The 13,760-nt window shown below is 41.4% G+C and carries 8 protein-coding genes; 2 read left to right on the forward strand and 6 right to left on the reverse strand.

All coding sequences use genetic code 11. The annotated features are described in order from the left end of the window. Positions 1-11 precede the first annotated feature (11 nt). The 5 genes from NQ505_RS06150 to NQ505_RS06170 all read right to left on the reverse strand — a co-directional run bounded on the left by NQ505_RS06150 (position 12) and on the right by NQ505_RS06170 (position 8,485). A complete protein-coding gene (locus tag NQ505_RS06150; protein ID WP_009001135.1) occupies positions 12-1,097 on the reverse strand; it encodes a glycoside hydrolase family 5 protein in 1,086 nt (361 codons plus the stop codon). Positions 1,098-1,156: 59 nt separating this feature from the next. Beyond that, positions 1,157-2,329 carry a glycan-binding surface protein gene (locus NQ505_RS06155; RefSeq protein WP_032854124.1) on the reverse strand — a complete coding sequence of 391 codons (1,173 nt, stop codon included), beginning with the start codon at positions 2,327-2,329 and terminating at the stop codon, positions 1,157-1,159. Between the two features lie 29 nt (positions 2,330-2,358). Next, positions 2,359-4,122: a RagB/SusD family nutrient uptake outer membrane protein gene (locus tag NQ505_RS06160; protein ID WP_009001133.1), complete on the reverse strand. Its 1,764-nt coding sequence runs from the start codon at positions 4,120-4,122 to the stop codon at positions 2,359-2,361. Between the two features lie 12 nt (positions 4,123-4,134). Further along, positions 4,135-7,386 (reverse strand): SusC/RagA family TonB-linked outer membrane protein, encoded by a 3,252-nt coding sequence (locus tag NQ505_RS06165; RefSeq protein ID WP_009001132.1) that lies wholly within the window; start codon positions 7,384-7,386, stop codon positions 4,135-4,137. A gap of 127 nt (positions 7,387-7,513) precedes the next feature. Then, positions 7,514-8,485: a glycoside hydrolase family 5 protein gene (locus tag NQ505_RS06170; protein WP_009001131.1), complete on the reverse strand. Its 972-nt coding sequence runs from the start codon at positions 8,483-8,485 to the stop codon at positions 7,514-7,516. A 310-nt stretch (positions 8,486-8,795) separates the two neighbouring features. Here NQ505_RS06170 and NQ505_RS06175 point away from each other — a divergent pair, with 310 nt between their 5' ends. Next, on the forward strand, positions 8,796-10,793 hold the full coding sequence (locus tag NQ505_RS06175) for a DUF2961 domain-containing protein (RefSeq protein ID WP_009001130.1): 1,998 nt from the start codon (positions 8,796-8,798) through the stop codon (positions 10,791-10,793). On the opposite strand, the gene NQ505_RS06180 is transcribed toward NQ505_RS06175, so the two are convergent. Further along, positions 10,790-11,773: a calcium/sodium antiporter gene (locus tag NQ505_RS06180; protein WP_009001129.1), complete on the reverse strand. Its 984-nt coding sequence runs from the start codon at positions 11,771-11,773 to the stop codon at positions 10,790-10,792. The genes NQ505_RS06175 and NQ505_RS06180 overlap by 4 nt on opposite strands. Before the next feature lie 126 nt (positions 11,774-11,899). Here NQ505_RS06180 and NQ505_RS06185 point away from each other — a divergent pair, with 126 nt between their 5' ends. Continuing rightward, positions 11,900-13,750, forward strand: a complete 1,851-nt coding sequence (locus tag NQ505_RS06185) for a mechanosensitive ion channel family protein (protein ID WP_032854029.1) — start codon at positions 11,900-11,902, stop codon at positions 13,748-13,750. Positions 13,751-13,760 lie beyond the last annotated feature (10 nt).

Below are 13,760 nucleotides of genomic sequence, written 5' to 3' on the forward strand. Positions count from 1 at the left end.
TTTAAATCTGGTTATTGTTGCGTACTTTTATATTTCAGGAGCGTATTCAGTTGCGGACGATCCTGAGTGTAATTGTTGGTCGGTTGGACAGATAAGGGATAATCGCCCCATCGCGGACCGGCGGACCAATAAGTTCCGTTCACTCCATTTTCTTGTAGATATTTGAGGGCTGAGTCAAGAATATCTAACCATCGGCCATCGGTATCAGGTACTCCATATTCTCCGACAAATCCGCGTTTGTTGTTTTCTTTCAACCAGTCAACGAAAGGTTTCAAACGTGCTACTCCTGTTTGAATGGTTGCTCCATCTTCATCATATCCTTTATCATAGTTTCCGGAAGAATCCGAATCGAAATAGATATGAGCCTGGAATATCAGGTTGTTACTTGGGTCTGTCAGAGTTTTCAGGTTGTCGCTACATTCCTTCCATCGTCTGGCGGAGCTGAATTCATCTCCACTGACAATGATGGTTGTTTTAGTATCTACTGTACGGATAGCGTTAATGCAGGCTTGGGCTATGTTCACCCATGGAGTTGATGCGAGCATCTCATAAGGTTCATTCATTATATCATATCCCCAGATATTCTTGTAATCCTTAAACTCTTTTGCCAGTTTTTTCCATACGTCGCAGAAATTATCAACAGTGCACCGTGCATTACCAATGATTGCATACTGATTGTTTTGCGAACTTTGTCCGTCGCAATATACGCAATATCTTCCAAAGTTATGCATATCCAAGAGTATCTGCATGTTTCTATCTTCAGCAGCTTTGACGAATTTTTTCATTTTTGCCAACTCTGTTGCATTTAGTTCTCCATTCATTGTGGGTTGTATGCGTTCCCAACGGAATGGAAAACGTACCAGATAGAGGCCTTTGGCTTTGAAATAGTCCAGGTCTTTTTCTGTTGGATAACCATAGTGTGTACCATCTACCCCCGGATATACATTTCCAAATTCAGCTCCTGACAGATTCACTCCGAAATAAACCGTCTGTTTGGTGGGTTGGGGGTCATCACCATTTTCTTCTTCTTCTGATTTAGAACAGGATGAGAATAGAAGTGCTACAATTGTAACTAATGAAAATAAATCTTTTAGCATAAATCGAATCATTTTTGTTGGTGAGGGAACGCCTTTGTTTTGGCGTTCCCTTTTTATTTTTACTTATGAACAAATCTGAAATTACACATACTCAAGTCGAAATCTTGAGCAGATTCGGGTGAAAATATGATTTTGAAAGCAGTATTGGTACTAGGATCGATAGGGTTAGGTAATAATGCTTCCGTATCGGCACTGATTCGTACTGTTTGCCATCCGCCATAGGTGTTGACTGGAAGTCCGCCTTTGGAAGGATACCATCCATAATCTCCTAAAATGATACGTGCTTGGGTTGAAATCGGGAATTTAGCTCCAGTACAAATCTCAAATCTTAAATCGTAAGAGGAAGGATCTGCGGCTACTTCTGTCGGTACGGTGATATATCCGGCCCACATAACCATCCATCCCCAAGCTTTCACGGAATTATTGAAGCGGATATATTTTCCTCCTTCTACTAATGGTTCCGGTTGTCCTTCTAATGTGCCATCACATAGGAAATTTTTCGGGGCATCAGGGAATTGACTGGAATGCGTAAAAGCACCAGCTCCCGGCCAATTGTTGAAGTCGAAAAGCTGAGATACTCCCGGATCCATGTATGTGAGTTTGTATGCTTCATCCATGTTTGCTCCTTTTATGGTAAGGGTTGATTTGGGAGTGGCATTTGCCGGGATTTCTATTGTCAGTTCTGTACGGGTTGCATCGATTACATTAACCGGTAGGTTACCCAGATTGACAATCGCTTCTTCGATGGTAATGCCGTAAAGGTCGAAATTGTCGCCTGTAATAACTGTCGTATCTCCCGGTTGGGTGAATTCATTCTTGAGTCCGTTGATGGTTAAATCAGGGATGGAAACAACAAAAGGAATACTAAGTTCTCCATGTTTGGTTGTGATATAAATCGTGTTTGACACTTCTTTAGGAAGTGCACGGGGAATAGGTGCAAGAAGCATATCGTAGGTAGAATAGATCTCCTTGCTATCCACTTCAATGTCATTGAATTTCAGTGAAGTGATGTCTCCGAGATTTGTTCCTTCAATTCGTACTACTTGTTCGAAATTTGCCCCGTCGATAGGAAATTCGGCATCTGTTGCCAAAACGACTTTGTCTACGGTCGGAGCACCTGTTGACGGTTTGTTTTCTTTGGCCTTCAGATCGTCCACTTCAACAATATCCGTACAGGATGTTAAAGCGAATATGGATGCTGCGATTATTGCAAAATATTTTATTTTCTTCATAATCTGTTTTTTTACATGGTTATAAGTGATTAATCCCATCCTGGATTATTTTCATTAATTCCTTGGTTGGTCAGGATTTCGAGAGTCGGAATCGGGAACAGTAAATGCTTGCTGGAACGTTGTTTTACGTTGTTTGCCTCATCCATTCCGCCTAAAGCATTCATGGCTTGCAAATAAATTCCCCAGCGTATTAAATCCCAACGACGATCACCTTCTAAGGCTAATTCCATTGCACGTTCTTCAAGGATAGCGGAACGCAGGCTGGCTTTGTCGGTGAAATTTGCTAATTCTTTGCCTGTTGCGTTACTGCGTGTGCGGACATCGTTTAAAGCATCTACCGATTCTTTTGTCGGACCGTTTAATTCATTGGCTGCTTCTGCAAAGATTAAAACAACATCGGCATAGCGGAGGAATGGGTAATTAGCATCCGTACGGGGCTGTGTCTGATCAGCTATCTGTTGCGAGTATTTAGTCGTGAAAGCAAAGAACTGTTCTGATCCTCCCTCGTCACATCTCCATCCGGAAGTTACTTTAGGATTATCGAATGGAGGTTCTTTAGCTTCAACCATACGTTGCCATTTTCCGAAATTCGGATAATATGAGCCGCCTCCCCAGCTGGTATCGGAGTTCTGGCGTATCCAGCAATGTAACACTCCTTTGTCTACACGGTAGTCTTTTTCTTCAAATAATAGATACCAGTGTTTTCTGCATCCTACTGTCAAGCTGTTGTCTATGTTGCCTGCTGCATTGAGTCTGCCACAGTAGTGAGAGCTGAATAATGTACCATATAGTTCGTCTCCGGATTTAGTTTGCAAGCTGAATAAATGCTCGCTGCAAGTCTTACCGGAAGGAGACCAGATCAAATCATAGTTTTCAAGTTGGTGTGTTCCGTATTCTCCTCCTATTACATCTTCAGCAATTTCATAAGCCAGTCTATAGTATTCTCCGGAAGAGAAACTTTCATATCCGGCAACCTGATCTTTAGAGAATGTGGTTGGGACAGGTTCTGTGTACACTTTAGTCATAGTACCATTTACATTCTGCATGACAAACGGTGCACCGGTTTTTACTGTTATTTGTTCTCCGGTAGCCATAGAAGCAGAGCCGATAGTTGCATATACTTTGGCTAACAAACCTGCTGCAGTTGCAGCACAGACCCTTCCGGGTTTAAAACCATTATCTGTGTTTTTATAAATCATATCTTTAGCGTCTTTAAGCAAAGGTATGATTGTTTCCGTGTATACTTGTGCAATCGGAATACGCGGATTGTTGGTGTATTGTCCGGATTCGTTTACACTGACAGAATAAATAGGGATAGCTCCATAAGCGCGTACCAGATAGAAATATGCCCATGCTTTAAGAAAATAGCATTCTCCTAATGCATTCTTTTTAAATGCTTCTGATACATTTTGCATCTTATTGATTTCAGAGACCGCTATATTGGCCCGGTTAATCAAAGAGTACATTCCGGTCCAAAGTACATCGGCCTGTCCGTCACCTCCCTGGAAGTTTCCGCTTCCGAACTGGCTGAACTGCCATACAGCGCCGGAGATATAGTCACAGTCATAATCCAGAGGACGTGGAAAACTACCATATCTGAACATGGCTTCGTGCAATGTATTATAGACTCCGGTTACCCACATGTCGGCACCATTATCGGAATCCTCAACATCTTCAGGTACAATGAAGTCGAAAGGCTTTTCTTCGATCATACTTTCGCATGATGTCATTACTGCTCCGGATAATAGGAGAGTGGATGCCATCAGATATATGAATATATTTTTCTTTTTCATCATTTCTTGAGATTATAACGTTAATTTAAAACCTATTGAATATGTTCTGCTGCTCGGGTATGAGAAGATATCGACTCCTCTTCTGGAAGCGTCAGAACCAAAGGCGTTTACATCCGGATCAAACCAGCTATAACCTGTAATCGTGAATACGTTTGTTACTGTTCCGAAAACAGACAGGTTGCTGATACCTTTTATGACTGAACCGAAATTATAGCTTAAGTTGATCGTTTTTAGTCTGAAGTAAGAGCCGTCTTCTACATAACGGTCAGAGAGTTTCATGTCACGAGTCATGGCAGTAGTGACGCGGGGCCATTTGGCGCCAGCTGCGTTTTCCGGTGTCCAGCGGGAGTCATAAGCATCTTGGGTGATATTGGCAATACTGCTCATTCCGATATTTGTCAGGTTACCGTTGAAAATATCATTACCGTGAGTTCCTTGGAAGAATAGTCCCAGAGACAAGTTTTTCCATCGTAGGTTGGCATTCAAACCGTAAATAAAGTCCGGATTGGTATCACCGATGATAGCACGGTCTTCTGATGTTATCTTTCCGTCGTTGTTTTTATCCAGATATTTGATCTCACCGATCATTCTGCGGGCTTCGTCATCAGAAGCTTTGGCATATATCGGATCTGCACGGACTTCTGCTATATTATCGTAGAAGCCGTCTTCTATATAGCCGAAAATTGTTCCGATAGGCAATCCGTTTCTTTGCAAAAATACTTCTTTGGCGCTATACCATAATTGGTTGGCATATTGATCTGCTGTTAAACCTCCAATTTCGTTTTTATTAAAGGAGATGTTACCGTCGAATTCTAAAGTCCAGTCTTTTTTATCCAGTGCAACGATTTTACCGGTTAGCTCAAGTCCTTTGTTTTTGACATGGCCGAAATTCGTCCACATGGTAGTATATCCTGTACTATTAGGTATAGATACATTTTGTAACAGGTCTTTGGTTTTCTTGTAGTAATAGTTGGCGGATAAGCTGATTCTGTTGTTCCAGAATCCTATGTCGAGTCCGACATTGTATTGGTCGGTTGTTTCCCATTTGAGTTTGTCATTCAGGGGACCTTTATAAGTTTGTCCGGCAAATCCACTGCTCAATGTTCCGTCCAGAGGATAATTGGAAGGTGCAAGTGATGCCATAGTTTGATAACTGCTGATGGCCTGGTTACCTGTTTGACCGTAGCTGAGGCGCAACTTTAAATTGCTGAATATATTCAGATTCTTGATGAATTCTTCTTCGGATAGAGTCCATGCTACTGCTCCTGAAGCGAAGTTGGCAAATTTGTTTCCGGGAGCGAAACGACTTGAACCATCGCGACGGAATGACGCTGTGAAGATATAACGGTCTTTGAATGTGTAGTTGGCACGTCCTAATAAAGAGACAAGAACTGCCTGTCCTCGGTAACTGGCCGGAGTTTCAATATTTAATGCCTGGCTCATATCGAAGTCTTGTGTGATATCAGTCGGAAAATTAGATGCATTCATTGTTTTGCCACCCCAGTCTGATTTTTCGTAAGTAAAACCTGCTACTACATTAAGATGGTGTAGCTTATTGAATGTCTTATCAAAGGTGATCAATGATTCTGCAGTTAGATTCTGCCAGAAGTTATCGCTCTTACCGGCTCGCCCATTGGATGCTTTGCCTTCTCCCGTTTCGCGATTATAGTAACTTGCACGGTCGTTTACCGAATAGCTGATACCTAAATTCTGGCGGAACTTCAGACAATCGAGAATGGAGATTTCAGCAAAAGCGGAAGTAAATACATTGATTGATTTCAGTTCGTCCTTAGCCGTATTAACGTATGTGCGAGGATTTGCTGATAACCATGCGTAAGAATCATCCTCTGTCTTGTCTCCTACATATAGTGTTGGTAAATAGAGCATGGCAGAACGGATAATACTATAATCATAAGAGTTTGATTTGGCAAACTTAGTCAACGAACGGGTGAAGTTGATATTCAATCCTGTGTTCAGCCAAGGTTTGATGTGGCTCCCGATGTTGGCACGAACAGCAAAACGTTCATAACCGGAATTCTTGATGATACCCGATTGATCTGTGTAATTACCGGAGAATGCATAATTGCTTTTCTCATTTCCTCCCGATACACTAAGGTTGTATTCCTGTGTTAATGCATCCTGTAAGATTTCATCCATCCAGTTTGTACCCTCCACCCACTCTTTATTGCCATATTCATCTTCACGATAGCCAGGGTTGAGATAATCTTCCGGTGAAGCATAGTATTTACCGGAGTTAGGAACGATTTTGTCGTTCTCATCGCGACGGTAGTTCCATTTTCCACGATAAGGAAGGTATGAATAGGGAAGATTGTCATAAGCAGCTCCGTTGATTACACCTTCATTTACATAATTAGCGTAGGTGTAAGCATCCAGCATTTTTACCATTTTGGCTATTTTAGAAAGGCCGAAGTTGGCAGAGAACTCAACCTTAGCGTCTCCGGCACGACCTCTTTTAGTGGTGATCAATACAACACCATTGGCTCCGCGGGAACCATAAATAGCTGTTGCAGAAGCATCCTTCAATATATCGATTGATTCGATGTCGTTAGGGTTGATTAATGAAAGCGGATTGGTGGTGGAATTATTGCCTTCATTTGCTTTACTGCTCGGAGTATCTCCCACTTCGAACGGAATGCCGTCAACGATGTAAAGTGGCTGTGAATTTGTAGAGAACGAGTTTGCGCCACGGATAGTGATACTTACACCTGAACCGGGAGCGCCGTCACTCTGGTTTACCTGCACACCGGCTAACTTACCTTGTAAAGCTTGGGAAATATTGGTAGGATTACCGATCATCAGATCATCACTTTTGATAGAAGCAACGGCTCCGGATAAATCTTTTTTCCTCATTGTACCATAACCGATGACTACCACTTCATCCAGAGACTGAGTATCATCTTTTAATGAAACGTTGATTGTTTTGCGATTTCCTACAGTAACTTCTGTTGTTTTATAGCCGATAAAAGTGTACTGAAGAACAGATTTCTGGCTTTCAACTGTTATAGTATATTTACCACTCAAGTCGGTGATAGTACCATTGTTTTTTTTGACTCCTAGTTCAACAATATTAACCCCGGGAAGAGGTTCGCCTTTGCTGTCTGTTACAGTACCCTTAATCTCAATACCTGCTGCTACGGCAGCTGTATTTACTATCCAGAACATAATCAAGAAGAGCCAGACTCTTTTTGACTCTTTAAGCATCCGCACTTTTGAGCGGGGAAAAGAAAAGAGATTCTTTTTCATTTTTATCAAATTTAAAATTAACTTTAGTATAAAATCTCGTATTGTTATTTATTGGTGCAAAGTTAACGAATCGGGAATGTAAATAATTGACGTTTTTTGCCTAAAGCTGATATTATTTTATCATTCTTTATTTTTTATAAATATGTGAGTTGTATTGTCGGATAAACTTACGGCTTTGGAGGCCTGCAGGTTTTATTAGTGACTCGTCCCATCCTCCGTTTTTATTAGCTCGTGGGAGGATCATGGAGCAGGTTTCGTTCTTGTCTGAAATGGACCAGTTGACCCAGCTGATTTTTTTGCTTTCCAACCATTCTACCCAGCGGGTCCATTCCGGTATGTCTAATGGTCCATCGCCAGTACATTCCATACCGGCACATTCTGAAACAAAGATAGGAATGCCTTTTTCCCATGCTGCTTCAGCTCTATCCCGTAGCTCTTGTTTGTGGGTGGCGGCATAAAAATGAAGAGTATACATTATATTATTAAATCCTTTTAAAGGGCTTTCTGCTACCAGATGTAAGTCCTGATCCCAATGAGGGTTGCCTACGAGAATGATATTGTCAGGATCATATTTACGTATTTCAGATATGATGTCAGTCGCATATTCTTTCACACTTTCCCAACTGTCTTCCATGGGTTCATTGTATATCTCATAAATAATATGAGGGTACTTCCCATACTTTTGTGCCATCATTGAGAAAAATGCCTTCGCTTCTTTTTGCTGCGGGTAATAAGTGTGCCAGTCAATTATTACATAAATATCATTTTTGATGGCTGCTTTAATTACTTTATTCATGCATTTTAGAGCAAATTCCGGATTTTCAATGTAATTATCTTCAATAACTGTTCCCATTGCTGCGCGTAAAACGGTGCATTTCCAATCTTTTTTCAACCATTTTACAGATTGCTTATTGTAAAACCTGGGCCATAGATTATGCCAACCATAACTGACCCCTCTTAATACGATAGGTTCTCCGGCCTGGTTACATAATTGATTACCTTTTACTTGTAGTTGTCCCCATTGTTTTACAGGATCTTTGCTGTAACTGAATAATGATATCATGGAGAATAGAGTGATGAATAAAAAGACTTTTTTCATTTTCATAATAAATTAGATATAACATATAAGATGGACGTTGCAAAGTAAGCACAAAAAACATATGTAAAAAAGTGCTTTATTATCATATAATGATACTTTTCTTACTAATTATTTGAATAGAGAGTATATTGCCTTAATTATATATATACAAAAAGGTTAAGTAGGAAAATAAATATGATAACAGATGTTTATAGGTCAGAATAGTATATTAATTTGATAATAAAGTGGTTGTATCCTTCTATAAGTTGCCGTACTTTTATGAATTAAATTTTATAGAGAGATTGATGTTTTATTTTATAATTATCACCTTATGAAAAAAAGTATTTTTTTAGTTTGTTGGGCTGTATTTGGGACTGTATCATTGTCTGCAATCAGTCCGTTAGTGACAGAGGTCTGGTCGGATAAGCAGCCGGATAGTATTTCTTATGGTATATCCCGGATGGTGAATATTGCTTCTTTGCCTTTGTTAGATCGTGGAGTTTCGGTACATTATGAAGGCAGTATTGATAAAAAAGGAAAGAATGCCGATTGGGATTGGAGTCTTTATCAGGATCAGCGTGGAGAATGGGTCATCTTTGATGTTGAGGGTCCGGGATGTATTTATAATCTTGTGCAACATCGTTATATGAGTTCAAGCGATCCTCTGTTCCGTTTTTATTTTGATGGAGAAGAAGCACCTCGTTTTAGTCTGCGTTTATCTGAATTTGGGGAGAAGGCTCCTTTTATAAAACCTTTGGCTGAAAGCTATATTGGTCCGTTTGATAATGGAAGAGGTCCCATACGTGTGGCACGAAGCTTTGTACCGATGGCATTTAATAAGGGGTGTCGTGTGACTACAGATGTAAAATTGGAAGGCTATGACAGAACAAAAGGTGAAGGAGGTTGGGGACATGTTGTATACCACACTTACACGGACAATGGAATCAAGACATTTACCGGGAAGGAGAATTATGATACTTTGATACAATTGTGGAAGAAACAGGGAAGCAGTTTTTTGTGTGATGATCAATTGGCATATCATCGAAAGTCGGAACAAAAGGTCGATGCTGGTGAATGCATTACTTTATTGGATGAAAAAGGAGAGGGAGCTATCGGTTCTTTAAAATTTTATCTTCCGGAGATTAATGAGCAGCACTTGCAGGATGTGTGGATTCATATGTTTTGGGATGCTCATCAACAACCCGACATTTCTTGTCCTTTGGCTTGTCTGGGAGGTAACTCTTTGGGTTTTCACGATACTAACTATTTACTGTCCGGATATAACACGGACGGTTGGTTCTATAATTATTTTCCAATGCCATATTGGAAGCATGTGAAGATAATGATTGAAAATCGTAGTGGCGTTCCTGTTTCTTTGGGATTTTCAGAAATAGCAGTTTCTCGCTCGGTTTATCCTACATCTAATACCGGATACTTTCGTAATACACCATATTATACACGAAAATATGTGGCAGGAACAGATAGTCCGATAGCTGCTATTCAAGGAAGAGGAAAAATGGTTGCCGCTCATATCACATGTCATGCCGAACGTTCACATATCATTTCTTGCGAAGGGGATGTTCGTGTATATGTTGACGGCAAACGGACACCACAAGTTGAGAGTGACGGTTCTGAAAGTTATGTTTGTTATGGCTGGGGATTCCCGACTCCACCTGAAGTACATCCGATGGGTGGATATGACGGTCTTCCGGATAATCCTTGGTCTATGACTCGTTTTTGTATTGGTGATAGTTATCCTTTCTATTCGGAGTTAAAGTTTGGAATAGAGTCGGGAGAATATAACAATCAGTATTTGGAACATTCGGGTACTATCTTTTATTATGGTCAGGATAAAAGTGTGTTGGTGAAAACCGATAGTTTGAATTTGAGTTCTCCGCATGCTATTAAACAGCATTCTTATAAGGCTATGGGCAATGTGCGGAAAACAAAACTGGAAAGTTTCTTTGAAGGGAAAGAGGACGGTGTTTTATGCATGGGAGAAGTTGTCCGGTTCAAGAACTGTAGTAGCTTCAGAGTGAATATCCTTTCTCAAAATGAAGGAGTGCGCTTGCGTAGGTTGAGTGATCAAAACGATGCCCGGCAAGCTGCACGTGTTTTTGTTGATGGTGAAGAGGTTATAGAACGTTTATGGTATGTAGCTGATAGCAATCCTTATAAACGCTGGCTGGAAGATGATTTTGAAATTCCAGCCAGATATACTAAGGGAAAGAAATCTTTAAATATTCGTATTGTTCCTGTTTCTATGTCTAAGGAGGGGAGGATTGCTTGGAATGAGGCAGAATATCAGGTCTTTTGTTATATTATTTAAGTGTTATAAATCAATACCACCGTGTATGCCACATAACAAAGTATCATAACCCCTCCTTCAATTCTTGTAATCGTTCTTTTGGCAAAGAACAACCCGAATAACCAAAGCAGAATACCGGAACCTACTAATGTGAACAAGTCGAAATTGGTGATTCCGCTAAGGTGGAGAGGCGTGATGCTCGCGCTGCATCCCAGTACAAAGAATATATTGAAGAGGTTACTACCAATCACATTTCCGATGGCTATTTCCGGATTTTTCTTTAATGCGGCAACGATAGACGTAGCCAGTTCAGGAAGAGAAGTTCCTCCTGCCACCAGAGTCAGCCCGATAATCGATTCGCTGACACCCAGGTTGCGGGCGATGCCCGTAGCGCCGTCGACAAACAACTGACCTCCATAAATAAGTGCAGCCAAACCTCCGATGATATAAAGAATGGATTTCCACCAGGGCAGTGATTTGATTTCTGTTTCCTCTTCTATGACCGGATATTCTGCTTGTTGTTCCATTGTAGCCGGCTTGGAAGCGATGGCAAAAGTGTAGCCCATGAAAATGACAAAGAAGCAAAGCAACAACAAGCCGTCTACTCTGTTCAGGATATTTTCTGAAGCTTTATCCAGAAAGACGTCATTGGCACAAATCAGCAGGACAATGGAAGAAAGTATACAGAGCGGAATTTCTTTTCTAAGTGTATTGCGGGTGATGACAATCGGGGCGAATAATGCCGTGCAGCCTACAATCATCAATGTATTGAAAATATTACTTCCCACTACGTTACCTATGGCAATATCCGTACTGCCTTTGAGGGCGGAAGATACGCTGACCGTCAGTTCAGGGGCGGAAGTGCCGAATGCAACGATGGTAAGACCGATTACGATGGGAGGGATGCGAAAACGTCTGGCTACTGAAGCAGCACCATCTGTCAACCCGTTAGCTCCTAAAAGAATGAGGATTAATCCTCCGATGAGTAGCAATATATTCATGGTTTTTCTCTTTTAGTGGCAAAGATAATCAAATTGGAAATGGTAATGTCAAAAACAATCCGTATGTTTGCCCTGTTTTTAATGAAAAGTTAGATTTACCTTAATTATAATCAAGGAGTATAAGGTATGGAAATAAATAAAATGAAGCGGTCATTACTGGTGTTATTCCTTTCTTTCCTGGCAATCGGTGCGCAAGCACAGCTGGAACAGGCTGTCAAGAAGATATTTGCCGGAGATACAATAACGAACGGACATGTTCCTCTGAAACGGGATTCGGACTCTATCCATCTGGCGAATATGCAGAAATCGTTGGAAGAAGCCCGGCTCAATGAGGCGAATATGCGGATGGAAATGGAACAGATGAAGCTCCAGATGGCTTCCGCCGACTCTGTAAAATATGCACAGCAGAGACAGCGTATCGACTCTTTGCGCCAGTTCACTAAAGGAGTACCGGTAGTGGCGGACGGCGATACTTTATTTTACCTTTTCACTAAACGAGGCGGATATACTCCCCAGCAACGTGCTCAAATGACCGGTGCGGCGATTGAAGAAATAGGAAAACGCTTTAATTTGCAACCCGACTCTGTGGCTATCGATCATTCGGATATTGTCTCCGATTTGATGTATGGCAGTAAGGTATTGCTTTCTCTTACCGATCAGGATGCTTTATGGGAAGGCATTTCCCGTGACTCGCTGGCCAAAGAAAGGCAGCAGAATGTCATCACCAAACTGCACGAGATGAAAGCGGAACACGGACTTTGGCGAATGGCCAAACGTGTGCTTTATTTTGTATTGGTGATTGTAGGGCAGTATTTCCTGTTCCGCTTGACCAACTGGCTGTTCCGAAAACTGAAAGTGCGTATCCTGCGTCTGAAAGATACGAAGATTAAACCGGTATCGATACAGGGATATGAATTGCTGGATGCGCAGAAACAGGCGAATCTGTTAGTGTTCCTGTCCAGTATCGGGCGCTATATACTGATGGCCTTGCAGCTACTGTTTACCGTACCGCTGATTTTTATCATCTTCCCGCAGACGGAAGGACTGGCATACCGCCTGTTAGGCTATATCTGGAACCCGGTTCGCACTATCTTTGTCGGTATTATCGATTACATACCCAAATTGTTTACTATCATCGTTATCTGGTATGCTGTGAAGTATCTGGTGCGTCTCGTTCTGTATCTGGCGCGTGAGGTGGAAGCAGGACGGCTCAAAATCAACGGCTTCTATCCGGACTGGGCAATGCCGACTTTCCATATCGCCCGTTTCCTGCTCTATGCATTTATGATTGCGATGATTTACCCTTATCTGCCGGGTTCTGATTCCGGTGTGTTCCAAGGTATTTCAGTATTCGTCGGGTTGATTGTTTCGCTCGGATCAAGTACGGTTATCGGTAATATTATTGCCGGACTGGTGATTACTTATATGCGCCCGTTCAAAATGGGCGACCGGATCAAATTGAATGATACCACGGGAGATATTATCGAAAAGACTCCTCTTGTTACCCGTATCCGGACACCCAAGAATGAGGTGGTGACCGTACCTAACTCATTTATCATGTCGTCTCATACGGTAAATTATAGTACCTCGGCACGTGAATATGGGCTGATTATTCACTCGGAAGTATCCATCGGTTATGATATTCCCTGGCGACAGGTTAATCAGATACTGATTGATGCTGCATTGAACACTCCCGGAGTGGTAGATGATCCGCGTCCGTTTGTGTTAGAGACCTCTTTAAGCGACTGGTATCCGGTCTATCAAATCAATGCATACATCAGGGAGGCAGATAAAATGGCACAGATTTATTCGGATTTGCATCAGAATATTCAGGATAAATTTAATGAAGCCGGTATTGAAATTATGTCGCCGCACTATATGGCTGTACGGGATGGAAATGAGACAACCACTCCCAAAGAGTATCAGAAAAGTAATAATCCTTCCAATAAGGCGGGGGAAGAAAATAAACCTGATTAAAAAAGGTGTC

The organism is Bacteroides sp. D2 (assembly GCF_025147085.1).
Classification (GTDB): Bacteria; Bacteroidota; Bacteroidia; order Bacteroidales; family Bacteroidaceae; genus Bacteroides.